Genomic DNA, 24,712 nt, shown 5'->3' with positions numbered 1-24,712 from the left:
GTAGATCCGCATCGATTGTGCGGTCCCTACCGGTCGACTTTGAAAGTGCGTGCGAGGCCGGTGTATCGCTGCTGTTCGTCGCACGCTTGCCGATATGCTGCTTCGTGAGCAGCTGGATTCTGACCGCAATGAATTGGCGGGTGCCGAAGTGACGCCCGCCAATGCAGTATCGAGCCATTAGTCGCTACGACCGGCCGTCTTCATATTCTTAACTTGCTGCATGACCTGTTCCAGGTTGTAGCTCGCCGGGTCCTGCAGCGGCGGGAATTTGATGAAGGTCTCGAGGTGCATCAGCCAAAGTTGCTGGCCGATGGGCAGCAAGTTCCAGTCATAGACATAGGCGGTCGACGGAGAAGCAATCGCCCCGCCCATGCCGAAGAGTGTCTTCTGTTGCTGACCCACCGAGGTCTCGAAGGGATCGCGCTTGATGTTGACGACCTGGGTCCAGGAGTAGGGCCGCACTCCGTTAACGAAGCCGGCCGGGTCGTCGGACACCATTGCGAAATACATCTTCCAGTTCTTGTAGCGGACCGCCGACGGGTCCTTGCTGGAGTAGTACAAGAAGTGGTCGCGTGCCGACTTCTCTGACTTGCCGCTCAGGTAGTCGATCTGGTTGATGCCGTCGAGCGTGGTCTTGACGATGCCGGGATACTCGCCGGCCTCGATCCGTTGCTTCAGTGCGTCGCCTTTGGGCCCGCCGGCGATCTCGACGAGAGTCGGAAGCCAGTCAAGGGCGGAAAACATGTCGTTCTTCACCGTGCCGGGCTTGATGACGCCTGGCCACCGGATCACCATCGGGGCGCGCATGCCGCCCTCCCAGGTGCTCAGCTTGCCGCCCTTGAACGGCGTGACGCCGCCGTCCGGGAAGGTGATGGTCTCGGCGCCGTTGTCGGTAGTGAAGACGACGATCGTGTTGTCGAGTTGGCCCATGTCTTGGAGCTTCTTGAGCACCACGCCGATATTGTCGTCCATCTGCTTCATGCCGGCTTCATTGATGCCCCAATCCTTGCCGCCGGGCTCGCCCACCATCGCCAGGTACTTGTCCGACAGCACGGTCGTGATGTGCATGCGTGCCGGATTGTACCAGACGAAGAACGGCTTGTTGGTGCGCCGCGGGTCGTTGCGATCGAGGAAGTCGACGACCTTGGCCGAGATTTCCTCGTCGATACCCTTCGATCGATCGAGAGTCAGCGGGCCCTCGTCCTTGCATGTCATGTTCTTGGCGGTGCCATCTGAGGACTTGCACGCGAGCATTGGACGCGGTGGCGTCAGGCAGACCGTGGTCTTGGGGTCCACCGCACCGGGAACCTCAGGTACGCCGGGGATCGGCGTGTTCTTGCATGGCGGCGCGACGGTCTGCTGGGCCGGGCTCTTGTTGATGTCGGGGAAGCTCACCCCCTGCATCGCATCGAGGTGATACAGGTAGCCCCAGTACTCCTGGAAACCATGCGCAGTTGGCAGCGAATCGGTGTGGTCGCCGAGATGGTTCTTGCCGAACTCCCCAGTGTTGTAGCCGAGATCGAGCAGGAACCTGGCAAGCGACGGCGTCCCGGGCCGCAGATAGGATGGGCTGCCGGGAATCTCTGGCAAGGTCATGCCGACGCGGACCGGCTGCATGCCGGTGAGGAAGGCCGTACGCCCGGCCGTGCAGCTCTGCTCGGCGTAATAGTGCGTGAACATCGCGCCTTCGTTGCCGATGCGATCGATATTGGGCGTTTCTCCGACCATCAATCCGCGGTGGTAGATGCTCGGCTGCATCCAGCCGATGTCATCACCCATGATGAAGAGGATGTTTGGTTTTTGCGCCGGCTGTTGGGCGCCTGCCGGAGTGCTGATCAACCCTGAGGATGGAATTAACATCGTCGCACCGAGCAGCGCTAGACAGGACCGCTTGATCCAGCTTTGTGTCTTGCGCGGCGTCGCAACCGAAAGCTTGTCTTTGAATACGCAATTCAACATGGCATTGCTCTCCCGTTATGATGCGTTAGAGACACGTCGCCTGATGCACCGAAATCCAAGATGACTTGTGGATGTGTCGACCGGCTCCGCATGCCGCGCAGCCGGCCGGTAGCGCCGGCAGTAGTTCGGCGCGCACAAATGCGAGCCGCCTTTGATGACCTTGCGTGGAATCTTGACGTTGGTCGTTCTGGGGTCGTAGCTATCGGCCTCGCGGCCGCCGCGCGGGTTCTCTGGAATGCAGCAGGCTTTCGCAGCGTCGGCCTCATGCCGAGGCGCGTACCAGTCGGACGTCCACTCCCAGACGTTGCCGATCATATCGTACAGCCCGTATCCGTTCGGCGGAAATGCGGTGACCGGCGATGTCCTCTCGTACCCGTCGTCCCCAGTGTTCTGGCGTGGAAATTCGCCCTGCCAGGTGTTGGCCATGTGACGGCCTCCGGGCGTAAATTCATCTCCCCATGCGAACTCGGCGCCGTCCAGCCCGCCCCGCGCCGCGAATTCCCATTCCGCCTCGGTCGGCAAATCCTTGCCGGCCCATCTTGCGTAGGCGATCACGTCGCTGAACGCCACATGCACGACGGGATGATCGTCCAGCCCACGGATGTTGCTCCCGGGTCCATAGGGATGCCGCCAGTCCGCGCCTTTGGCGAAGGTCCACCACTGGCTGAAGTCCCGGAGATTGACCGGATATGCGGGCGGAGAGAACATCAGCGAACCCGCGTAGATCATATGCGGGAGAATTCCGGGGTAATCCTTTGGATCAGGCGTGATCTCGGCAACGGTGACGTGGCCGGTAGCTCTGGCGAATGCCTTGAATTGCCGGTTGGTCACTGGACGGCGATCCATCCAGAACGCATCCACGGTGACGCGGTGGACCGGCGCTTCTTCCGGATAATGCCGATCCGAACCCATCCGAAACGTGCCGCCCGGCACGTATAGCATCCCCTCATCTGCGGGATGCTGGAACGATTGTCCGGGAGCAGGCGACGATGTCGTATCAGCCAGCTTCATGCCGTTCTCCGGACCCGTGCATCATTGGCCTGCGCCACCACGCAAACGGAACGCCACTCTTCCAGGTTGATCTAGATCAAAGGTTGAGGGTTGGGTCTTTCACGCCCGCTGGGTCGCTGGCAAGCCCAGCCATGCCCGTTGCGCCGTCGAAACCGAAGCAGACTCAAGGCCCTAGAAGATCGCACCGACAGCCATCGGCTACTTTGCATGGGGTTGTTTTTCGAAATTTGATTTTCCGGTCGCAAAGGCTCGGTACGCCGTTGGCTCGAGGCAGCTTCTCGGCTTGGTGATCGCTGCCGCTGGAATACTGGATCGCCCGCTCGAGTGCGCAATGCGCACAAGACGGGCGACGACAGCATATTTGTGGTGATCGTGCGCCCTGCTCCGGGCTCGCGCCTCACGCCCCGTTCAGGAATTGAAGCGGGTCAACCGGGCTCGATCCCTTGCGGATCTCGAAGTGGAGCTGCGGCGACGCCACCTCACCGGATTGACCCGACTTGGCAATGACCTGACCCCTCTTGATGGTATCGCCGCGCTTCACCAGCAGCTCGCTCGCATGGGCATATGCGGTGACGTAGCCGTTCGAGTGCCGAACCAGGACCAGATTGCCGTACCCCTTCAGCTCGTTGCCGGAATAGGCGACGACGCCGTCTTCAGCCGCCTTGACCGGCGTACCTTCGGGCACTGCGAGATTGATGCCGTCGTTGGACTTGCCGTTGGTCTTGGCGCCGTAGCTCGTGACCACCTTGCCGCGCACGGGCCAACGGAAGGTCGGCAGCGCACTGGTGGTCTCAGCGGCTTTCGCCTGAACCTCCGCGGCTTTCTCTTCGACGTTGGTCGTGGCCTGGGCCAGACGCGCGCTCTGCACGGGCGCAGCCGCTGCGGCCATCTTGGTGGCAGGCGCGGGAGCAGCCACGACGGGCTGAAGTGTACCCGGAACCGGAGCAGCGCCGGCCGAAGCCGCCGCAACCGGCGCCGCGAGGGCCGCAGTCCTGGCACCGGGCACTGTCAGCTTGGTGCCGAGCTTGAGCTTGGCCGAGGAATCGAGGCCGTTGGCGCGAGCAAGCTCAGCCGCCGAGATATGGTTCTTGCGCGCGATGCTGGCGAGCGTGTCGCCACGATTGACGAAGTGGGAACTCGCTGGCGCAGCGACGGCTGCAACCGGCTTGCCAGCAGGCGCCATCGCCGGAGCTGCGGCGACAGGAGCCGCCGCAGGTGCGGCAGCCGTGGCCGGATGCGGGATGATCAGCTGTTGTCCGGGCGAGAGCGCACGCGGTCCCTTATAACCATTGGCGGCGAGGATCGCCTGAGGCGTCACGTGATAGCGCTTGGCGAGCACGTCGAGCGTGTCGCTGGTCCCCACGATGATCTTGCTTCCGCCGGCGGGCTGGGCGGCTGCGACCGAGCGCGGCGGCACGGTGGCCGTAGTCTCGAGATGTGGCTGCGCCGGCGGCGCGTACGAGCTGACGCCGCGGCCGCCTCCGGATACGCCGCCGCCCGAAGTGACGGGATAGGATTGCGGCGCGGCCACCGCCGGCGGCGGCAAGGGCTGCGACTGATAATAACCGGGCTGCGTCTGCGGCCGCGCATATTGAGGCAGCTCACGCGGCTGCTGCGGCGGCGGCGCCTGCTGCACCGAACCGGTCTGGTCGGAAGCAAAGGGATTGGAGAAATTCGACTGGGACAGCCGCGACGACATGTCGGCGCTGCACCCTGCAAAGCTGAAGGAGATCAGCGCCAGCACCGCGAGCTGCGGCACGCGGCGCGAGTAAAGCAACTCGGCGACGACAGACATGGTTACTCACTCGTACGCAACAGAACTGGTGTTTTAAGTAAACACGCGCCGAGTAAATAACGGCTTAACCCTCCCAATAAGATGTTGGCGGAACAGCCAATCCGGAAATCTACAGCTCCCGTGCCACGCCGGGCAGTGCCGGTACGAAGCGGACGTCGACGAGTTCCTTGCGCTCGATCCCGGCTTCGGTCCGGGTCAGGCGAATCAGCGTCTGCACGCCCTGATGCGGCCCGACCGGGGCGATCAGGATGCCGCCGACCTCGAGCCGGTCGACCAGGTTCTCCGGAAGCTGCTCCACCGCGGCGGTGACGATGATACGGTCGAACGGCCCGATATTGGGCGGCAGGTTGAGGCCGTCGCCGAGCATCACCTCGACATTGTGACAATCCAGCGTTTCGAGCCTGGCGCGTGCCGCATCGGCCAGCTTGCGATAGCGCTCGACGGTCAGCACGTGGCCTGCGAGCCGCGACAGCACCGCCGCCTGATAGCCGGAGCCCGCGCCAATCTCGAGCACACGGTGGTGCTTCTGGAGCTGGAGCTGCTCGGTCATGTAGGCGACGACGAAGGGCTGGCTGATGGTCTGCCCGCACGCGATCGGCAGTGCGCTATCGCGATAAGCCCCCTCCCGATCCGCCTCATCGACGAAAAGCTCGCGCGGCACCTCCTCCATGGTCCTGAGCACCGCCTGATCGCTGATGCCCCGACGCCTCAGCGTGAGCTGAAACATCATCTTTTCCGGCGGATGCTGATAGGGAGTCATCGCTGCTCGCATTGTCTCGTCAGGTCCGGATCATCGCTCCGGAGCTCAAGGCCCGGGCGAGAATCTTGTTCCTGCCCCGGAACCCATGATATCCTTTTGCTGCGGTATTTGACCACAAATTGGCCTGCAGCGGGCTGGACGCAAAGGCCATTTTCAGGCGCTTGTTCGCCGAAACGCGCATTGCGTCGATTCGCGTTATCTGCGAACGTTTTCGCAAATGGGCAAGGACTCACCGACAATGACTGCGACAGGGCTTTCAGGCCGCTCTGTATTCCTCGTCGAGGACGAGGTGATGATCAGGATGATGGTCGCGGACATGCTCGAAGAGCTCGGCTACAAGGTCGCAGCCGAAGCCGGCGATATCAACGAGGCCATGCGGCTCGCCCAGGCCACCGAGTTCGACATCGCCATCCTCGACGTCAACGTCAACGGCAAGGTCATCTCGCCGGTCGCCGATGTCATCAAGGCGAAGGGCTGTCCCTTCATCTTCGCCACTGGCTACGGCTCCTCTGGCCTGCCCGAGCAGTATCGCGACCGGCCGGCGCTGCAGAAGCCGTTCCAGCTCGACGCGCTCGGCAAGACCATCGAAGCCGCCCTGCGTGGCGGGTAGCGGTCCATCCGTGCTTGCGCCTTTCTTCACCTCTCCCTTCGGGAGAGGAAGAACGCGCGCTCTGGCCGCTACTTCAGCGTCGCGCTCAGCTCTTCCGAGAACGCTTCGTTGGTACGGTCGAGCCTGAGCGGCGTGACCGAGACATAGCGATCGCGCAGCGCGGCGAGATCGGTGCCATCGGCCGGCGTGTCCATCATCGCCGCGCGCTCGAAGCCAATCCAGAAATAGGGGTTGTTGCGGCCGTCCCTGCGCTCGTCGATCCTGAGAAAGCCGAGATTACGCTTGCCCTGGCGTGTGACGCGAATACCGAGCACGTCCTCCGGCGCGCAGGACGGGAAGTTGACGTTGATGACCGTATCCTTGGGGATTCCGCCCTTGATCACCTTGCGCAGGATGTCGGGACCGAATTTCCGCGCGGTGTCCCACGGCGGCCGTTCGCGGGTCTCGACGCTGAACTCCTGCGACAGCGCGAACGACGGCAGGCCCAGGATGGTGCCTTCCAGCGCGCCGGCGATGGTGCCGGAATAGACCACGTCCTCAGCGACGTTGCGGCCCTTGTTGACGCCCGACAGCACGACATCCGGCGGCCTGGTGCCGAGGATGTGCCGCGCCCCCATGATCACGCAGTCGGTCGGGGTGCCGCGCACGGCAAAGTGCCGCGGACCGACCTCGCGCAGGCGCAAGGGATCGTTCAGCGACAGCGAATGCGACACGCCGGACTGGTCCAACTCGGGCGCCACCACCCAGACGTCGTCGGACAATGCACGCGCAATCTCCTCCACGACCTCGAGGCCGGGAGCGTGGATGCCGTCATCATTGGTGCAGAGAATGCGCATGTGAGAGGTCGATTCCAGAAGCGGGGTCCAAGCCGTCTTATCCGGCTACGGCCGATCAGGCAAACCGGGCCAATTTCGGGGGCGGCCAGGTTCCCCGGCCCGGTCCAATTACCGGCGGATGCGCCATTGCGGCAGGAAGCGTGCGAGCCGGCCCTCGACACGCAGCTGCAGCGCCGGCAGGACTGGGCTTTCGACGGGCGCCGCGACCACGCCAAGCGCCGCAAGCTGCGCAACGATCGGGTCCGCGGTCGGTTCTTGCGGAAAACGTTCGCGCGCCACCGTCAGCGCCTTGTCGAAATCCACGGTGTTCACGCCGGGCTTGGCACGCCGGCCCTGCACGAGGTCATCGTCCCAGAGCCGCGCGATCTCGATGTCGAGCACGCCGCGCAAACGCTGGTCGACGGCCTGGATGCCGGCACCTGTCACCGCCCATTGTCTGCCGACCCAGAAGATGTCGCGGTGCAAGGCCATGGACGGGAGTTTCGCATTGACGGGTGGCCGGCAGGATAACCGGCCGCCCGATCTTCGCAACCAAACGTTTACACGGTTTCAGACACGCGATGCGTTTACTCGCGCGCGACCACCTTCAACCCGCCCATATAGGGCTGGAGGACGCTGGGGACCGCAATCGAGCCATCCTCCTGCTGATAGGTTTCCATCACGGCGATCAGCGCGCGGCCAACTGCAGTGCCGGAGCCGTTCAGCGTGTGCACGAACCGCGGCTTGCCGTCAGGCCCGCGCGAACGCGCATCCATGCGGCGGGCCTGGAAGTCGCCGCAGACCGAGCAGCTCGAGATCTCGCGGAACATGCCGCCGTCGCCCTGCCCGGGCATCCAGACCTCGATGTCATAGGTTTTCTGCGACGAAAATCCCATATCTCCTGCGCAAAGCGTCATCACGCGGTAATGCAGGTCGAGCTTCTGCAAGACCTGCTCGGCGCAGGACAGCATCCGCTCCAACTCGTCCTTGCTGGTCTCGGGTGTCGTGATCGAGACCAGCTCCACCTTGGTGAACTGGTGCTGGCGGATCATGCCGCGCGTGTCGCGGCCTGCGGCACCCGCTTCGGCGCGGAAGCAGGGCGTCAGCGCAGTGAGCCGCATCGGCAGTTGCTTCTCGTCGAGGATGGATTCGCGCGCGAGATTGGTGAGCGAGACTTCCGCGGTCGGAATGAGGCCGAGGCGCTCGGTCTTCAGCCGCTCGTCTGGCGAAGCGAGCAGCTCGCCCTTGATCGCCCAGAACTGATCGTCCTCAAATTTCGGCAGTTGTCCCGTGCCGAACATCACTTCGTTGCGCACCAGCAGCGGCGGGTTGATCTCGGTATAGCCGTGCTCGGTCGTGTGCAAATCGAGCATGAACTGACCGATCGCGCGTTCGAGCCGCGCCAGCCCCTTCTTCAGCACGACGAAGCGCGCGCCGGAGAGTTTGGCCGCCGCCTCGAAATCCATGTAGCCGAGCGCGGTGCCGAGATCGTCATGCAGCTTCGGCGTAAAGCTGTAGTTGCGCTTGTTGCCGAACACGTGGTGCTGCACGTTGCCGTGCTCGTCGACTCCATCAGGCACTTCGTCGAACGGAATGTTCGGGATCGCGGACAGCTCTTTGGTCAGCTCCTCGTCGGCAGCCTTCGCGGCCGCTTCGAGCTCGGGCATCGTGGTCTTCAGCTCGGCCACCTCGGCCATCAGCTTGGCCGCGCGCGCTTCGTCCTTGGCCTTCTTGGCCTCGCCGATTTCCTTGGAGGCCGCATTGCGCCGCGCCTGCGCCTGCTCCGAGGCCAGGATCGCCGCCCGCCGCTTCTCGTCGATCGCCAGCAGCGACGCCGACAACGGCTTCAGGCCCCGCCGGGCGAGGCCAGCGTCGAAGGCTTGCGGATTATCGCGGATCGATTTGATGTCGTGCATGGCCGTGGTCCTGGGTCAGCGCTTAAATAGTCAACTTTCATGCTGACAACTTACATTGGCGCGCTTTCCCCTAGCATTCTGTCCTCGCCCGCGAAAGCGCGCGATCCAGTATTCCAGGGCCATCAGTGTTTCCCCGAGGGGCCGCGCGCACTGGACCTACTCGGCCGGGTTAGCCGGCGTCGACACGTCAGTGCCAGTGGCTGCCGGCGAGGCAGCTGCCTTCTTCTCCACCATCCCCACGGCGATGATCGAGCCCTCATAGAGCGCCAGCAGCGGAATCGCGAGCGAGCACTGGCTGAGCACGTCAGGCGGCGTCAGCACGGCCGCGATCACGAAGGCGATGACGATGAAATACCGGCGCTTCTCGCGCAGCATTTTTGACGTGACGATGCCGATGCGCCCGAGCAGCGTCAGGATCACCGGGAGCTGGAAGGCGATGCCGAAGGCGAAGATCAGCGACATCATCAGCGACAGATATTCGCCGACCTTGGGCAAGAGCTGGATCTGCGCGGTCTCGTCGCTGCCTGCCTGCTGCATGCCGAGCGAGAAGCGGACCAGCATCGGCAGCACGACGAAATAGACCAGCGTCGCGCCCAGCACGAAGAAGAACGGGGTCGCGACCAGATACGGCAGGAAGGCCTGCTTCTCGTGCTTGTAGAGCCCGGGCGCAACGAACTTGTAGATCTGGGTTGCCACGATCGGGAACGAGATGAAGCCGGCGCCGAACAGCGCGAGCTTGAGCTGCGTGATGAAATATTCGAGCAGCGCCGTGTAGATGAACTTGGAGTTCTCGGGCCCTGCGACCCACACGAACGGCCAGACCAGCACGTTGTAGATCTGCTTGGCGAAGAAGAAGCAGAAGATGAAGGCCACGCCAAAGCCGAGCAGCGCCTTGATCAGCCGCGAGCGCAGCTCGATCAGGTGGTCCATCAGCGGGGCTTTACTGGCTTCGATATCGGCGTCGGTCATGACGCTTTGGCGTCCTTGATCGCTGCGGATGGCGCGGTGTCCTGCGCCACCTTTGCCTGCTCGACCTCACGGGTGATGGCGAGCGGCTCGTTCACGGCCGCATGCGCCTCGGCTTCGACGAAGGTCTCTGGCGTCGGCGCTTCCGGAGTGGTCGGCGCGACAGGCGGTTCGACAGCCGCGGCAGCCGGCGTCTCGGCCGGCTTGTCCAGTGCATCGATGCGAAGCGCGTCGCTGACGTCCTTCTGAAGCGAGGTCAGCGGATTGAATCCCGTGGCGGCTTCCTTGACCTCATCAAAGCTCTTCTTGAGGTCGGCCATCTCGGCCTCACGCATCGCCTCCTGGAACTGGCCCTGGAATTCGGCGGCCATCTTGCGGGCCTTGCCCATCCACTGTCCGACCATGCGCAGCACGCCCGGCAGCTCTTTCGGGCCGATGGCGATCAGGGCCACGACCCCGATCAGGACCAGTTCACTCCACCCGATGTCGAACATGAGATCTTCCGTTCACGCGAAGCCGCAACCGGCCCAATCCCTTGCGCGCAGGATCGGGCCGCTACCCGCGTCTCGCGTGCTCTCTGGCTCAGACGGCCTTGCTGCCGACGTCGGACCGTGCCGCGGTCGGCGCGGCGTTGTGCTCGATGGACTTGGCCGGCTCCGGCTTCTCGGCAGGCTTGTCGTCGTCCTGCATGCCCTTCTTGAACGCCTTGATGCCCTGCGCCACGTCGCCCATCAGATCCGAAATCTTGCCGCGGCCGAACAGCAGCAGGACCACTGCGATCACCAAGATCCAGTGCCAAATGCTGAGTGAACCCATCCTGCAACCCTCCAAACGCGCATGGCCGGGGACCCGGCCGATCTTTACCCAAAACTAGGCTTGGCGGGTGTCAAAAACAAGGACCAAGGCAGCGCCAATTCGCTGTTGGCGCTACGTAATCTTGCTAGTGTTAACCTACCGCAGGGCCGGTCAACGGCCGGTACATCAGTCCTCGGAGCCGCCTTCGCGAGCAGCCTCGCCGCTGCCCTCGTTGCTGGCTTCCGGCGCCTCCGGCTCGACCGCCGGCGCGAGCGACAGATCGAGGTCCTCGCCAGGTTCCAGCGGATCCTCGTCCTCACGCAGCGCCGGATCGTCCGACGGCGTCGGCACGCTGAAGCCCGTCGGCAGGCGCGAATCCAGCAGGCCCGTGCCTTTCAGTTCTTCCAGTCCCGGCAGGTCGCCGAGCTGTTCCAGGGTGAACTGCGACAGGAAGTCCTCGGTGGTTCCGAACGTAAGCGGACGGCCCGGCGTCTTGCGGCGGCCGCGCGGCTTGATCCAGCCCGTCTCCAGCAGCACGTCGAGCGTGCCCTTCGAGGTGACGACGCCGCGGATCTCCTCGATCTCGGCGCGCGTCACCGGCTGGTGATAGGCGATGATCGCCAGCACTTCGATCGCGGCGCGCGACAGGCGGCGCGTCTCGGTGCTCTCGCGCGTCATCAGCCAGGCGAGATCGCCGGCGGTGCGGAAGGTCCATTTGTTGGCGACCCGCACGAGATTGACGCCGCGCGAGGCATAGTCGGCCTGGAGCTGCTCGAGCGCGACCTTGACGTCGACGCCCTCAGGCATGCGCTTGGCCAGCGTCGCGGTATCCAGCGGCTCGCTCGACGCGAACAGCAGCGCTTCCAGCAGCCGTAGCTCTTCGGGACGTGCCTGGGTCTCGTTCTCCATCGGCTCGGCCTCTTCTACCCGCACTTCAGCCAGGCTTGCCATGGCAGATTCTCCTTCTTGCAATTAGGCGACCGGCGCGTCGGGCGCAGGAGCTGCGTCCGGAACCGGTTTAGGACGCCCCTTCCGGAAATAGATCGGCGCAAACGCTTCTTTCTGATTCAGCTCGAGCTGACCTTCGCGCACCAGCTCGAGCGCGGCGGCGAAGCTCGAGGCGAACACCGTCGCACGCTGCGTGGGATCGGCGACGTGCTGGATCAGGAAGTCGTCGAGAACGCCCCAGTCGTCCTGTTCGGTGATGCTGCCGACCAGCCGCTCCAGCGTGGCGCGCGCTTCCGCAAGCGACCACACCGTGCGCTTGGCCAAATGCACGCTCGCCAGCACGCGCGACTGGCGCTGCGAGGCATAGGCCGTGAGCAGATCGTAGAGCGTTGCGGTATATTTCGGATGCTTGATCTCGGCGATCTGCTCGGGCTCGCCGCGCGGGAAGATGTCGCGCTGCAGTTGCGGCCGGTTCATCAGCCGGTTGGCGGCTTCGCGAATGGCTTCCAGCCGACGCAGACGGTTGGCGAGCGCGGTCGCCATCTGCTCGGCGCTCGGCCCCTCGGCGCTCGGCGGCTCCGGCAGCAGCAGGCGCGATTTCAGGAAGGCAAGCCAGGCCGCCATGACGAGGTAGTCGGCGGCGAGTTCCAGCCGGATCTTTCGCGCGGCTTCGATGAAGTGGAGATACTGGTCGGCCAGCGCCAGGATCGAGATCTTGGCGAGATCGACCTTCTGCTGCCGCGCCAGCGCGAGCAGCAGGTCGAGCGGACCTTCATAGCCCTCGACGTCCACCACCAACGCCGGCTCACCCTCGGCGAGCTCTGCGGGCCGCCCGGTTTCAAACGATAGGATTTCTGCGGTCATGCGGATGCCGTGTTTGCCTGGGCGATCAATGCGTCCAGCTCAGTTCGCGCGGCCACCCGATCGAACGGCTGCGGCGCCTTGCGCGCGGCGAGCGCGGCTGTCGCCCGCGCCAGGGCCTTGCCGGACAGCTCTGGCGTCTGACCAGCGACCTCGCGCATTTCGTCGATGTTGCCGTTGCAATGCAGGGCCACGTCGCAGCCGGCCGCGAAGATGGCGCGGGTCCGCTCGGCGATGCTGCCCGCCAGCGCGTTCATCGACACGTCATCACTCATTAACAAACCCTGGAACCCGATTGCGCCGCGAATCACCCGAGCAATCATTGTCGCAGATGTCGTCGCCGGTTGGGCGGGGTCGACGGCGCTAAACACAACATGTGCAGTCATGGCCATCGGCAGATCCGCCAGCGGCTTGAACGCCGCAAAGTCGGTCCGATCGAGCTCGTCCATAGGCGTATCAACTGTCGGAAGCTTGAAATGGGTGTCGGCGGTGGCGCGGCCATGGCCGGGGATGTGCTTGAGCACCGGCAGCACGCCGCCTTGCTCCAGCCCCTCGGTCACCGCGCGGGCGATCGCTGCGACCTTGGCCGGCAAGGTGCCGTAGGCCCGGTTCCCGATCACGGCGTCGGCGCCCGGCACCGGCACGTCAGCCAGCGGCAAGCAATCCACGGTAATGCCGAGATCGGCGAGATCGGCCGCGATCAGCCGGGCGCTGAGCCGCGCCGCGGTGAGCCCGAGCGCCGAATCAGTGTCGTACAAGGTCGCGAATACGGCACCCGGGGGATAGACCGGCCAGTGCGGCGGGCCCAACCGCTGCACCCGTCCGCCTTCCTGGTCGATCAGGACCGGCGCGTCGGCCGCATTCGCAACCGTCCGCAATTCCGCAACCAGCGCCGCAACTTGCGCCGGGGTCGCGACATTGCGCTTGAACAGGATGAAGCCCCATGGGCGTTCGGCGCGGATAAACTCCCGCTCGGCGGCGGTCAGTTCCGTTCCGGATACGCCGGTAATGAAGGCCCGCGTGCTCATAACGGCCGATTAACCCTGGCCCGTCTGGGGGTCAAGGAATCGGCCGTTAATTCCTCTGGATGAAGCAGGTCGGCAAGCCGGCAGCCTTCAGGCTGTTGCAGGCGTGTGTCGCTTCCTCGGCCGACGCATAGGGGCCAGCGAACGCGCGGTAGACGACCCCCTTGCCCTTGTCGGTGAGATCGACCCGCTTGATCACGGGTGAGCGCGATCCAAGCACGCTGCCATATTTGCTCTGGAGCACCCGGTAGGAGGCCGCGGCGCTGTCCTCGCTCTGTTGCGAGGAGACCTGGACGATGAAGCCACCGCTGCTCGCGGGCAGAATCTGCGTCGAATTGGTTGCAGCCATCCGCTGCGGTGACTCGGCCGCGGGCGTCGATTGCGGCGTGAGCGGGAGCGGCTGGTTGGCGCTGGCATTGGCCGAGGTCGGCGGATTGCGCGGCGCAGCCGGCGCGGCAACAGGCTTCGGCGCCGCAGCTGTCGGCTTGGCGGCAGCCGATTGCGGCGTGGCGCTGTCGGCCTGATCACCCTTCACGGCCACGGTCCTGATCGGGCGCGGCGAGTTGTTCGGCATCGTCCCGTTGCTCGGGGGCGCCCCTGCGCTCGGCGGCGGCACCGTAGACGGCGACACGCTCGCCACCGACGGCGGATTCGCATTCTGGTTCAGTGGTGGGAACACCACGCGGGGACCACCCGCCCTGGCGTTGACGTCGACAGGCGCCTCCTCGCGCGGCACGATCTTCTCGGTGCCGTCACCGGTGACCATGCGATCCGGCACCTTGGCCGAGGAGTCCGTCGGCGCGGGCACGATCTTGGTCGGGGTGTTGTCGGCCTTGATGATCGGCGGCTCACCGCTGCGGGGCGAGCCCACATAGGTCTTGTAGGCGAAGGCCGCACCGGTGCCGACCACCGCGAGCGCGAGGATCGCCGCGACCGTCATCATGCCGCCGCGCTGCTTCTTCGGCTCGTCGAGATCGGCCTCGGGATAGTCGCTCTGGAACGCGTAAGGGTCGTCCGGATAGGCCGGATCGCGCTGAAACTCCTCCTCACCCGTCTCCAGCCGTCCGTACAGCGCATCGTCGTAGCGCGACGGATCGGGCTGCTGAGAAGGCTCGTGGTAGGCTTGGTCCTGCTGATCGGCGTGATCCTGGGATGCATGATCCTGATAGGCCTGCGGCTGATGGAAATCAGGCTCGGGCGCGGCCGGCGGGGCGGAATAGCGGTGCAACGGGTGAACCGGGCTTACGGAAACGTGATAGTCCGGCTCCGGCGCGGGTGCCGGCTGCGGCTGCACGTTGGCGCGGCGCATCCATGACGGCGGCCCGGGCGGAGGCGGCGGAGCCGGCTCGGCATAGTCCTGTCGATAATCGCCCTGCCGATAATCGTCGTCCTGATAGCTCTGCGCGGAGGCTGCCGGCGGGCGCGCGGCAGGCCGGCCCTGCGCGGCGAACGGATCGGTCTGCCCGATCAGGCGGGCGAGCTCGGCCAACGGATCGTTGTCCGCCTTCCCATGCAGATCGCCGCCGCGACCATAGTCATCGGAAGGAAACGGTCTGTCGTGATATCGTTCGGCCATCGTGATGATGCGTCCCTTCGGGAAAGCCGCGCGCCCCTCGACCAGGCACGGCTTCCGACCCACAAGGCATTCAACCAAGTCTCAGCGATCCGGCTTCTGCCGGTTACCCCCGAATTCCCCTTAAGTAGTTCGCCCCAAACTACCGCATCTCGTCCGGAGCATGGACGCCGAGGATGGCGAGGCCCGATGCCAGGATAGAGACGACGCCCTGGACCATTGCCAGTCGCGCCTTTGTAAGATCTGCATCATTATTGATAATGAAGCGTAAATAGGGCAAATCGCGCCCTTTCGTCCAAAGTGCGTGAAATTCGCTCGCTAAGTCATAGAGATAGAAGGCGATTCGGTGCGGCTCATGGGCCGCGGCGGCAGCTTCCAGCATGCGCGGATAAATTGCGAGGCGCTTAAGAAGGTCGAGTTCGACGGGGTCGGACAGCCGTTCCACCGCCGACTCAGCGAGCCAGGCCATGCGTCTGCCGGCGTCCTCCGGCAGTTCCGGGAACACCTCGACCCGCGCGTTCCGGAAGATCGAGTGGCCGCGGGCATGGCCGTACTGGACATAGAACACCGGGTTGTCGCGCGACTGTTCCATGACCTTGGCGAGGTCGAAGTCGAGGACCGCGTCGTTCTTGCGGTAGAGCATCATGAATCGGACCGCGTCCTGACCGACCTCATCCACCACCTCACGCAACGTGACGAAGTCCCCGCTCCGCTTCGACATTTTCACCGGCTCGCCATTGCGCAAGAGCTTGACGAGCTGGACGATCTTGACGTCGAGCGAGCCCTTGCCGGACGTAATCGCCTTCACCGCCGCCTGCATGCGCTTGATGTAGCCGCCATGATCGGCGCCCCAGACGTCGATCATCTCCGCAAAACCGCGGTCGAACTTGTTCTTGTGGTAGGCGATGTCGGAAGCGAAGTAGGTGTAGGAATTGTCCGACTTGATCAGCGGACGATCGACGTCGTCTCCGTAGGCGGTCGCCTTGAACAGCAGCTGCTCGCGGTCTTCCCAATCCTCGACCGGCGCGCCCTTAGGCGGCGGCAGGCGGCCCTCGTAGATGTCGCCCTTGGCCTTCAGGAAATCTATGGTCTCGGCGACCTTGTTGGTGCCGGTCTCGATCAGCGAGCGTTCCGAAAAGAACACGTCGTGGCGGATGTTGAGGGCGGCGAGATCGTCCTTGATCTCGTCCATCATCATCGTGATAGCCTTGGCTCGCACAGTCGGCAGCCACTCGGCCTCGCTCTTCGCGAGCAGCTTGTTGCCGTGCTCCTTCGCGAGCGCCACACCCACCGGCTTCAGATACGCGCCGGGATAGAGCCCTTCGGGTATGGCACCGATGTCCTCGCCGAGCGCCTCGCGATACCGCAGGAAGGCGGAGCGTGCGAGCACGTCGACCTGAGCGCCGGCATCGTTGATGTAATATTCGCGCGTGACGTCGTGGCCTGCGAACTGGAGCAGGCTCGCCAGCGCGTCGCCGAACACCGCGCCGCGGCAGTGGCCGACATGCATCGGCCCGGTTGGATTGGCCGACACATATTCGACATTGACCTTGGCGCCGCCGCGCACGCGGCCGTAATCCGCCCCCTCGCGCAGCACCGTCCGCAGCGCTTCCGCCCAGGCGGCCGGCTTCAGCGTCAGATTGATGAAGCCGGGACCGGCGACATCGACCTTGGCGATCAGCGCATCGGCGCGCAGCCGCTCGGCAATCCGCTCGGCGAGATCGCGGGGCTTTGCCTTTGCCTCTTTCGCAAGCACCATCGCGGCGTTGGTCGCCATGTCGCCATGGGAGACATCGCGCGGCGGCTCGACCACCACGCGCGAGAAATCGATGCCCTCGGGCCAGCTGGAATCCGACGCGAGCGCGCGGCAGGCGGCGTGCACGCGTGCGAGCACGTCGGCGAATAAATGCAGGGATGAGGATGTCTGGGGCATGGGCGCCGCCTAACGCAAATCCGGGGTCGAGTCAAAAAGCCGCTGGTGCTCGGTCAGGGCGAAACGGTCGGTCATTCCGGCAATGAAATTGCCGACCCGGCGGGCCCGGTCGCCCTCGTCGTCCGCCTCCGCCCCGACCAGCCATTCCGGCGGCAGCTCGGCCGGGGATTTCAGGTATTTCGCGAACAGGTCGAACAGGATCTGCTCGGCCTCCCCCATCACCCGCATCACCCGCTTGTGGCGGTACATGTGCTGATACAGGAAGCCCTTGATGGCGGCCTCCTCCTCGGCGACCTCGGCGGGGAACGCGATCAGCGCCCGGCTCTGCTGGCGCACGTCCTGGGCCGATTGCGGCCTCGTGGCGGCGAGGTTTCTCTGCGCCTCGGCGAATACCGCGCCGATCAGGTGCGAGATCAGCTCGCGCACCAGCTCGGCGCCGCGCCTGACGTCTTCGAGATCGGGATAATGGGCGGCGATCCCGTCGATGATCTCCGCAGTGAGCGGCATGACCTTGAGATCGTCGAGAGCGAACAGGCCCGCGCGCAGGCCGTCGTCGATGTCGTGGGCATCATAGGCGATGTCGTCGGCGATCGCGGCGACCTGGGCTTCAAGCGAGGCGAAGCTCCACAATTCGAGATCGTAGACCTTGATGTAGTCGGCGATCCCGACGGGAACGCCATGCTCGCGATAGCGCCCCACCGGCGCGCCGCTGCGATCGGTCAGCGGCCCGTTGTGCTTGACGATGCCCTCCAGCGACTCCCAGGTCAGGTTGAGCCCGTCGAACTCGGGATAGCGGTGCTCCAGCGAACCGACGACGCGGAGCGTCTGGGCATTGTGATCGAAGCCGCCGAACTCCTTCAGGCAGGCGTCCAGCGCCCGCTCGCCGGCGTGGCCGAAGGGCGGATGGCCGAGGTCATGGGCGAGCGCCAGGGTTTCCGTGAGGTCCTCGTCCAGCCCGAGCTGCCGGGCCAGCGCGCGGGCGATCTGCGCCACCTCCAGCGAATGGGTCAGCCGGGTGCGGTAGTGGTCGCCCTCGTGGAACACGAACACCTGGGTCTTGTACTTGAGGCGGCGAAACGCGGTGGAATGGATCACCCGGTCGCAATCCCGCCGGAACGGGCTGCGGGTCCGGCTCGGGGGCTCGGCGACCAGCCGGCCACGGCTGCGATCGGGGTCGCAGGCATAGGGCGAGCGGGGGGCTGCCATTCCGACGGACACGGCGAATTTAGTCCATATGCATTTGATTCTGCTTATGGTGGCACTTAACTATGTCAGGCGCGGGATACCAAATGAATTGGGTATGACGCGGACTATCGGAGACCAGCAATGACGACTGCCGTGACCATCAGTGACCGGGCCGCCCGCCGGATTGGGGAGATCCTCAAGGGCGAAGGGTCAGGCGCGATGCTGCGTATCTCGGTCGAGGGCGGCGGCTGCTCCGGCTTCCAGTACAAGTTCGACATCGACCGCGCCCGCACCGACGACGATCTCGTGATCGAGCAGGACAATGCGGTGGTGCTGGTCGATTCCGCCTCGCAGCCGTTCCTGGCGGGATCGCAGGTCGATTTCGTGGACGATCTGATCGGCGCCTCTTTCCGCGTCAACAATCCCAACGCCACGGCATCCTGCGGCTGCGGCACCAGCTTCTCGATCTGACCGGCTAGACGCCGGTCATCTGCCTTTCCTCGTCCATCCACTCGACGTCGCCCGGCATCAGTTCCGCCTGCAGCGGCGCGTCTTCCGACGCCATGTGGTAGCCGTTTAGCGCGCGTAGCAAAGCCGCGACCAGCGCCGGCTTGCGCAGCGGCTTGGCCAGGAAGTCCGACATGCCCGCTTCGCGGCAGATCCTGACGTCTTCGGGGAAGGCGTTGGCGGTGAGCGCGATCATCGGCAGGCCATCGAAGCGGCCGCCTTGCGCGCGGATCGCGCGGGTCGCTGCGAGACCGTCCATGTCGGGCATGCGCACATCCATCAGCACGACATCGTAGTCGCCTTCCGAGGCCGCCGCGACGGCCTCGACGCCGTCGGTGACGACGCGCAGCTCGACCTCGAAGGCCCCCAGCATCTTGCTCACGACCATGCGGTTGACGGCATCGTCCTCCGCGACCAGCACCTTGAGCGGCCGATCGAGGTCGGCGATGCGGGCCTTCAGCTCCTCTGCCTCGTCGCGCTCGGCGGTCGCACCGGGGGCCTGCGCCTGGCTCCAGGGCAGTACAAGCGTGAAGCGGAAGGTCGAGCCCTCGCCCGGCGTCGAGGTGACGCCGATCGTGCCGCCCATCTGCTCGATGATGCGCCTGCTGATCGCAAGGCCAAGGCCCGTGCCGCCGAAGCGGCGGCTGATCGAGGCGTCGGCCTGCGCAAAGTCGCTGAACAGCTGCCCGAGCTTCTCGGGCGCGATGCCGATGCCGCTGTCGGTCACCGTCCACTCGACGGTCGCCAGCAGGTCGCGGCGCGCCTGGCAGTTGGCCGATAGCGTCACCTCGCCGTCGTCGGTGAACTTCACCGCGTTGGAGGCGAGATTGAGCAGCACCTGCCTGATGCGCGCGACGTCGCCGCGCAGCATCGGCGGCAGGTTCGGATCGAGCTCGACCCTGACGGAGATCCCCTTGCTCTTCGCGCTCGCGCGTACCACGGTCGCAACCGTCTCGACCAGCGCCTGCGGCGCGAAGTCGATCGCCTCGAACTGGAAGCGGCCGGCCTCGAGCTTGGAGAGGTCGAGGATGTCGTTGAGGATGCGCTGGAGATTGTCGCCGGACTCGCGGATCGTGGTGACGGCCTCGCGCTGCTCCGGATCGAGTTTCGTTTCCAGCATCATGCTGGCGAGCCCGAGCACGCCGTTCATGGGCGTGCGGATCTCGTGGCTCATCACTGCGAGGAAGTCGGATTTGGCGCGGCTCTCCGCCTCGGCCTTTTCGGCGCGCCAGCGCTCGGTGACGTCGCGGCCGAAGCCGCGATAACCGAGGAACTGGCCGTCGCGGTCATAGGCGGGCTTTGCGGTCAGCGACCACAGCCGCGCCTCACCGCCGGCGACGACCTCGAGGTTCATCTCGTGCAGCGGCTCGTTGTGCTCCATCAGGCCGACGATGTTGTAGGCCGCGGTCTTGTCCTCGGGGCAGAGCATGTCGAGCACGTCGGCGAACTGCGAGCCCTTCAGCAGCGGAAGCGGCAGCTGTGCCACGTCGGCGAAGCGCTGAGGCACGTCGACCAGATGCCCCTCGGCATCGGTCTGCCACAGCCAGTCGCTGGCGTTCTCCTGGAAATCCTTCAGCAGCAGCGAGATGATCTCGGTCTGCCGCTCGAGCTCAAGCTGGGCCTTGAGGTTACCGAGGAACAGATTGCCCTGCGAGACGATGTTGCGCGCCATGAAGAAGGCGAACAGCAGCAGGAACACCGCGGTGACCAGATAGGGCCCGGTGCCGCACAGCAGCAGCGCGCCGGTGCAGGCGACCGTGATGGTGGCGAGATAGACGAGGCCTGCGCGGGGGAAGGTTGACAGCGTGAAGGCGCCGCCGGACATCATGCCGACCATCAGGCAGGCGAGGATGAGCTGGCTGGTCGGCTCGATGCGGCTGAACAGGGCGAGCGGCAGCGTGCCCCAGATCGCGGCAAGGAAGAACGCCTGCCGCATCATCTGCTGCGCACCGCGAGGCGATGCCTCCTGCGGCGGGTTCTGGTGCGACCGCCGCCAGACCCGCACCGCAAGCGAGGCACTGACGGCCAGCGTCATCGCCCAGATCGCGAGAAAGTCGTTCCAGCCCTGGCCCCAGCACAAGATTAGCACGATGGCGACGTTGAGCATCGTGACGCCCATCGTCACCGGGATAGCCTGCGTCACTGCACCGATCTGCTTGGCACGGATGCGGCGCAGTTGCCGTTCGCTGAGATCAGCGGTCAGGCCGTCCTCGATCTCGAAGCCGCCGAGCCAATACAGGAACGCGCCGACCAGGCCCTCGTGCGGCTCAGTGTGATGTGAAGTCTCGACCGGCCATTCCATAAGCGGAACCTTTTCCCCATAAGGCCTGCGGCCCGCTTAAGCCGGGTTAATTTTGTGGGAGATTTTGCGGCGTCCTTGACGGGCACGTTTGCATTTTGTTCTAACCATGGCCCCTGCCCGGAGCCCTTCCCCAATGCCCATCAGAGTTGCCACCTGGAACGTGAACTCGGTCCGGCAGCGGATCGATCTGCTGCTGACCTGGCTGAGGGAGTGCCAGCCGGACATCGTCTGCCTGCAGGAGATCAAATGTGTCGACGAGGCCTTCCCGCGGCTGGAGATCGAGGCGCTCGGCTACAACGTCGTCACCCATGGGCAGAAGACGTTCAACGGCGTCGCCCTGCTCTCGAAGCTGCGGTTCGACGAGACCAAGTCCGGGCTTGCCGGCGACGACGAGGACGCCCATGCCCGCTTCCTCGAGGGCGTGGTGACGCTCAAGTCCGGCGTGCTGCGCATCGCCTGCCTCTATCTACCCAATGGCAATCCGGTCGGGAGCGACAAATATCCCTACAAGCTGAAATGGATGTCCCGGCTTCTTGAGTATTCCAAGGAGCGCCTCAAGACCGAGGAACCGCTGATCCTCGCAGGCGACTTCAACGTCATCCCGCATGCCCGCGACGTGCACAATCCGGCCGCCTGGACCGAGGATGCCCTGTTCAAGACCGAGACGCGCGAGAGTTTTCAGTCCCTGCTCGGCCTCGGCCTCACCGATGCCTTGCGGGCAGTCACCGACGAGCCTGGGCTTTACACGTTCTGGGACTACCAGGCCGGCGCCTGGCAGAAGAACCAGGGCCTGCGCATCGACCACCTGTTGATGTCGCCACAGGCTAGCGACAAGCTCGCCAATGTCGGGATCGACAGCTATGTGCGCGGCTGGGAGAAGCCGTCGGACCACGTACCGGTGTGGGCGGATCTGGATCTGGAAGCGGCGTAAGCGCCATCAGGTGGTGGGCACGACGCCAAGGCGCCTTTGCCACTCTACGAGACCATACTTACTCGCGGCGGCCCTGCACCCATTGTTCCAGCATTTGCAGGCACATGGCGCGGTCATCGTCGGAGGCCTTGGCGAACGCCCGGTTGTAGCTTTCCTTGATCCAGGTCTCCTCGGCACCGGCGCTGTCGCGCGCCAGGGTCAGCCACATCAGGCCGCGCGCGGCCTGCCGCGGCAGGCGGTCGCCGTTGAACAGCATCTGGCCGAGCAGCGCCTGTGCCTCATGCTGGCCCTTCTGGGCGGCAAGGCCGAGCCAGCGGGCGCCGTATCGGAAGTCCTCGCGCGAGGCGTCCGGCGTCTTCAGGTACAGCCGGGCGAGATCGTACTGGGCGTCCGCGTTGCCGAAATAGGAGGCGGCATAGGAGAACATCTCCCGCGCCCGGTCCGGATCGGCCTTGATTTTCGAGTTCGGGATGCCGCTGAGATAGTAGCGGCCGAGCGCGACGAAGGCGTTGGCGACGACCTGTGCCTGCGGCGCCGACGGGCTATCCTCGGCATGCGCGTTGGCGATCCGGCTGAAATATTCGAAGGCCCGCATATCGTCCTGGGCGACGCCGTCGCCATTGGCGTACATGCGGCCGAGCTTCCACTGCGCGATGGGATGGCCGCCCTCGGCGGCATATTGCAGGGCGCTGAGCGAGGTTTCCTGGGTCGCCGGCGGCACCTTGCCTCGCACCGCACCCGCGGCGCCCGGCAGGGTGGTCACGACGGGAATGGTCGCGTCCTTCTGGTTGACCGGCGCGCCGTCAAAGGCGAGCGCAGGCGCGGCCAGCGCACCGGCTCCCAACACAAACGCAACAATGGCACGCCTAGATGTCCGCATAGCACTGTTTCTCGTGCGCGCCGCCCGGGTGGGTCACAGCCCCCCCGACCGCTGGTCCAACCTGCTGAGCATATTTCCAGAGCGCACCCGACGTGTGGTTAGTCGCGCGAGCGCTCCATTTGGTCTTGCGCTGGGCGAGCTCCTGGTCGCTCAATTTTACGTTAAGAGTACCGGCGTCCGCGTCGATCTCGATGATGTCGCCGTCCTCGAGTAGCCCGATCGGGCCGCCGATGGCGGCCTCAGGCCCGACATGACCGATGCAGAAGCCGCGGGTGGCGCCGGAGAAGCGGCCATCGGTGATGAGCGCGATCTTGCCGCCCATGCCCTGCCCCGTCAGCGCCGCCGTGGTCTGGAGCATTTCCCGCATGCCGGGGCCGCCCTTGGGGCCCTCGTAGCGGATGACGATGACTTCGCCTTCCTTGTAGGTGCGGTTCTGAACGGCCTCGAACGCGTCCTCCTCCCGGTCAAAGCACCTGGCCGGACCGGTAAACTTGAGGTTGGACATTCCCGCGACTTTCACGATCGCACCTTCTGGCGCCAAATTGCCCTTCAGACCGACCACACCGCCCGTGACGGTGATGGGTTTGTCTGCCGGGTGCACCACGTCCTGGTGCGGATTCCATTTCACGCTTTTGAGGTTTTCGGCGATCGTTCGACCGGTGACCGTAATGCAGTCGCCGTGGAGAAATCCGTTGTCGAGCAGCGTCTTCATCAGAAGCGGTATGCCACCTACTTCAAACATGTCTTTGGCGACATAACGGCCGCCCGGCTTCAAATCCGCGACATAAGGTGTCTTTTTGAAGATTTCGGCGACGTCGAATAAGTCAAACTTGATGCCCGCTTCATGGGCAATCGCCGGCAGGTGCAGCGCAGCATTGGTCGAGCCGCCAGAGGCAGCAACGACTGCCGCCGCGTTTTCCAATGCCTTGCGGGTGACGATGTCGCGCGGCCGGATGTTCTCGGCAATCAGGTCCATCACCTTCTCGCCCGCCGTCATGCAGAAGGCGTCGCGGATCTCATACGGCGCCGGGGCGCCGGCCGAGTACGGCAGCGCAAGGCCGATCGCTTCCGAAACCGTTGCCATCGTGTTGGCGGTGAACTGCGCGCCACAGGCGCCGGCCGAGGGGCACGCCACGCGCTCGATCTCGTCGAGATCCTCGTCCGACATGGCGCCGACGGAATGCTTGCCGACCGCCTCGAACATGTCCTGGACGGTCACCTGCTGCCCGCGAAAATTGCCGGGCAGGATCGAGCCGCCGTAGATGAAGATCGAAGGCACGTTGAGGCGGACCATCGCCATCATCATGCCCGGCAGCGACTTGTCGCAGCCGGCAAGGCCCACCAGCGCGTCGTAGGCGTGACCGCGCACTGTCAGTTCGACGGAATCGGCGATGCATTCGCGCGACGGCAGCGAGGAGCGCATGCCGTCATGGCCCATGGCGATGCCGTCGGTGACGGTGATGGTGCAGAACTCGCGCGGTGTGCCGCCGGCGGACGCAACACCCTTCTTCACCGCCTGCGCCTGGCGCATCAAGGCGATGTTGCAGGGAGCGGCTTCGTTCCAGCACGAGGCGACGCCAACGAAGGGCTGGTGGATCTGCTCGGTGGTCAGACCCATGGCGTAGAAGTAGGACCGGTGCGGCGCGCGCGCAGGGCCTTCCGTCACGTGACGGCTCGGCAGCCTCTGCTTGATGTTAGTCTTCGCGTCCATCGCAACCAGTTTCCCCGGCCAACCCTTTCAGACCCGAAAAATCAGAGCCAAGATTTGAATCGACCTTGGGATTTCCCGTCGCCTTCGCGGATCGCCGCTCCCGCTTAAACTTAGAGCGATTTTATGCATCTTCGGGTGTGGCCAAAAAGCGGCGGTGATGCAAACGGCTGGCCAAGAGGGCTTAATCCGGAATGAGTGTTGCATGAACAGCACGATCGTTACCAGGAAG

General features: G+C 64.7%; 22 protein-coding genes. 3 read left to right on the top strand and 19 right to left on the bottom strand.

The window, feature by feature from the left end:
* Nucleotides 1-177: 177 nt before the first annotated feature.
* The 4 genes from ACRQ5Q_RS20795 to ACRQ5Q_RS20780 all read right to left on the bottom strand — a co-directional run bounded on the left by ACRQ5Q_RS20795 (nucleotide 178) and on the right by ACRQ5Q_RS20780 (nucleotide 5,525).
* Nucleotides 178-1,860: an arylsulfatase gene (locus tag ACRQ5Q_RS20795; RefSeq protein ID WP_439375611.1), complete on the bottom strand. Its 1,683-nt coding sequence runs from the start codon at nucleotides 1,858-1,860 to the stop codon at nucleotides 178-180.
* Nucleotides 1,861-1,974: 114 nt separating this feature from the next.
* Nucleotides 1,975-2,970 carry a formylglycine-generating enzyme family protein gene (locus tag ACRQ5Q_RS20790; protein WP_439392187.1) on the bottom strand — a complete coding sequence of 332 codons (996 nt, stop codon included), beginning with the start codon at nucleotides 2,968-2,970 and terminating at the stop codon, nucleotides 1,975-1,977.
* Nucleotides 2,971-3,367: 397 nt separating this feature from the next.
* Complete coding sequence (locus ACRQ5Q_RS20785) at nucleotides 3,368-4,765, bottom strand: peptidoglycan DD-metalloendopeptidase family protein (RefSeq protein ID WP_439392186.1); 1,398 nt, start codon at nucleotides 4,763-4,765, stop codon at nucleotides 3,368-3,370.
* A 109-nt stretch (nucleotides 4,766-4,874) separates the two neighbouring features.
* Nucleotides 4,875-5,525 carry a protein-L-isoaspartate(D-aspartate) O-methyltransferase gene (locus tag ACRQ5Q_RS20780; RefSeq protein ID WP_439368268.1) on the bottom strand — a complete coding sequence of 217 codons (651 nt, stop codon included), beginning with the start codon at nucleotides 5,523-5,525 and terminating at the stop codon, nucleotides 4,875-4,877.
* A gap of 238 nt (nucleotides 5,526-5,763) precedes the next feature.
* On the opposite strand from ACRQ5Q_RS20780, the gene ACRQ5Q_RS20775 reads away from it, so the two are divergent.
* Nucleotides 5,764-6,135, top strand: a complete 372-nt coding sequence (locus ACRQ5Q_RS20775; RefSeq protein ID WP_439368269.1) for a response regulator — start codon at nucleotides 5,764-5,766, stop codon at nucleotides 6,133-6,135.
* A 68-nt stretch (nucleotides 6,136-6,203) separates the two neighbouring features.
* Here the strand turns inward: ACRQ5Q_RS20775 and surE are convergent, their stop codons facing one another.
* From surE to ACRQ5Q_RS20715, 12 genes are all read right to left on the bottom strand, one after another.
* The gene (surE, locus tag ACRQ5Q_RS20770; protein WP_439392185.1) at nucleotides 6,204-6,971 is read right to left on the bottom strand and encodes a 5'/3'-nucleotidase SurE; all 768 of its coding nucleotides are present in this window, start codon (nucleotides 6,969-6,971) and stop codon (nucleotides 6,204-6,206) included.
* Between the two features lie 108 nt (nucleotides 6,972-7,079).
* Nucleotides 7,080-7,442 carry a hypothetical protein gene (locus ACRQ5Q_RS20765; RefSeq protein ID WP_439392184.1) on the bottom strand — a complete coding sequence of 121 codons (363 nt, stop codon included), beginning with the start codon at nucleotides 7,440-7,442 and terminating at the stop codon, nucleotides 7,080-7,082.
* Between the two features lie 95 nt (nucleotides 7,443-7,537).
* A complete protein-coding gene (gene serS, locus ACRQ5Q_RS20760) occupies nucleotides 7,538-8,866 on the bottom strand; it encodes a serine--tRNA ligase (RefSeq protein WP_439392183.1) in 1,329 nt (442 codons plus the stop codon).
* Nucleotides 8,867-9,022: 156 nt separating this feature from the next.
* Nucleotides 9,023-9,835, bottom strand: a complete 813-nt coding sequence (gene tatC, locus ACRQ5Q_RS20755; protein WP_439368273.1) for a twin-arginine translocase subunit TatC — start codon at nucleotides 9,833-9,835, stop codon at nucleotides 9,023-9,025.
* Nucleotides 9,832-10,326, bottom strand: a complete 495-nt coding sequence (gene tatB / locus ACRQ5Q_RS20750; protein WP_439368274.1) for a Sec-independent protein translocase protein TatB — start codon at nucleotides 10,324-10,326, stop codon at nucleotides 9,832-9,834. The genes tatC and tatB overlap by 4 nt, the downstream gene beginning before the upstream one ends.
* 88 nt (nucleotides 10,327-10,414) lie before the next feature.
* The gene (locus tag ACRQ5Q_RS20745) at nucleotides 10,415-10,648 is read right to left on the bottom strand and encodes a twin-arginine translocase TatA/TatE family subunit (RefSeq protein ID WP_018642198.1); all 234 of its coding nucleotides are present in this window, start codon (nucleotides 10,646-10,648) and stop codon (nucleotides 10,415-10,417) included.
* Nucleotides 10,649-10,813: 165 nt separating this feature from the next.
* A complete protein-coding gene (gene scpB / locus ACRQ5Q_RS20740) occupies nucleotides 10,814-11,578 on the bottom strand; it encodes an SMC-Scp complex subunit ScpB (protein WP_439392182.1) in 765 nt (254 codons plus the stop codon).
* A gap of 21 nt (nucleotides 11,579-11,599) precedes the next feature.
* Nucleotides 11,600-12,439 carry a segregation and condensation protein A gene (locus ACRQ5Q_RS20735; RefSeq protein ID WP_439368277.1) on the bottom strand — a complete coding sequence of 280 codons (840 nt, stop codon included), beginning with the start codon at nucleotides 12,437-12,439 and terminating at the stop codon, nucleotides 11,600-11,602.
* Nucleotides 12,436-13,464, bottom strand: a complete 1,029-nt coding sequence (nagZ, locus tag ACRQ5Q_RS20730) for a beta-N-acetylhexosaminidase (protein WP_439392181.1) — start codon at nucleotides 13,462-13,464, stop codon at nucleotides 12,436-12,438. The genes ACRQ5Q_RS20735 and nagZ overlap by 4 nt, the downstream gene beginning before the upstream one ends.
* A 46-nt stretch (nucleotides 13,465-13,510) precedes the next feature.
* Complete coding sequence (locus ACRQ5Q_RS20725) at nucleotides 13,511-15,037, bottom strand: SPOR domain-containing protein (RefSeq protein WP_439399843.1); 1,527 nt, start codon at nucleotides 15,035-15,037, stop codon at nucleotides 13,511-13,513.
* Nucleotides 15,038-15,176: 139 nt separating this feature from the next.
* Nucleotides 15,177-16,967, bottom strand: coding sequence for an arginine--tRNA ligase (gene argS, locus ACRQ5Q_RS20720; protein ID WP_439392180.1), 1,791 nt, complete (start codon nucleotides 16,965-16,967; stop codon nucleotides 15,177-15,179).
* A 9-nt stretch (nucleotides 16,968-16,976) separates the two neighbouring features.
* Nucleotides 16,977-18,173, bottom strand: a complete 1,197-nt coding sequence (locus ACRQ5Q_RS20715) for a deoxyguanosinetriphosphate triphosphohydrolase (RefSeq protein WP_439368281.1) — start codon at nucleotides 18,171-18,173, stop codon at nucleotides 16,977-16,979.
* A gap of 120 nt (nucleotides 18,174-18,293) precedes the next feature.
* Here ACRQ5Q_RS20715 and erpA point away from each other — a divergent pair, with 120 nt between their 5' ends.
* Nucleotides 18,294-18,623 carry an iron-sulfur cluster insertion protein ErpA gene (gene erpA / locus ACRQ5Q_RS20710; RefSeq protein WP_025036472.1) on the top strand — a complete coding sequence of 110 codons (330 nt, stop codon included), beginning with the start codon at nucleotides 18,294-18,296 and terminating at the stop codon, nucleotides 18,621-18,623.
* 4 nt (nucleotides 18,624-18,627) lie between these two features.
* Here erpA and ACRQ5Q_RS20705 read toward each other — a convergent pair whose 3' ends face one another.
* Nucleotides 18,628-20,961: an ATP-binding protein gene (locus ACRQ5Q_RS20705; RefSeq protein ID WP_439392179.1), complete on the bottom strand. Its 2,334-nt coding sequence runs from the start codon at nucleotides 20,959-20,961 to the stop codon at nucleotides 18,628-18,630.
* Between the two features lie 133 nt (nucleotides 20,962-21,094).
* Between ACRQ5Q_RS20705 and xth the strand changes: the two genes are divergently transcribed.
* Complete coding sequence (xth, locus tag ACRQ5Q_RS20700) at nucleotides 21,095-21,892, top strand: exodeoxyribonuclease III (RefSeq protein WP_439368283.1); 798 nt, start codon at nucleotides 21,095-21,097, stop codon at nucleotides 21,890-21,892.
* A gap of 58 nt (nucleotides 21,893-21,950) precedes the next feature.
* Here xth and ACRQ5Q_RS20695 read toward each other — a convergent pair whose 3' ends face one another.
* Both ACRQ5Q_RS20695 and ilvD read right to left on the bottom strand, forming a co-directional pair.
* The gene (locus ACRQ5Q_RS20695) at nucleotides 21,951-22,772 is read right to left on the bottom strand and encodes a tetratricopeptide repeat protein (RefSeq protein ID WP_439368285.1); all 822 of its coding nucleotides are present in this window, start codon (nucleotides 22,770-22,772) and stop codon (nucleotides 21,951-21,953) included.
* The gene (ilvD, locus tag ACRQ5Q_RS20690) at nucleotides 22,759-24,483 is read right to left on the bottom strand and encodes a dihydroxy-acid dehydratase (RefSeq protein WP_439392178.1); all 1,725 of its coding nucleotides are present in this window, start codon (nucleotides 24,481-24,483) and stop codon (nucleotides 22,759-22,761) included. The genes ACRQ5Q_RS20695 and ilvD overlap by 14 nt, the downstream gene beginning before the upstream one ends.
* Nucleotides 24,484-24,712 lie beyond the last annotated feature (229 nt).

It is taken from the genome of Bradyrhizobium sp. PMVTL-01 (genome assembly GCF_051861855.1).
Taxonomy (GTDB): Bacteria; Pseudomonadota; Alphaproteobacteria; order Rhizobiales; family Xanthobacteraceae; genus Bradyrhizobium.
This window is presented reverse-complemented; position numbering and strand designations above follow the sequence as displayed.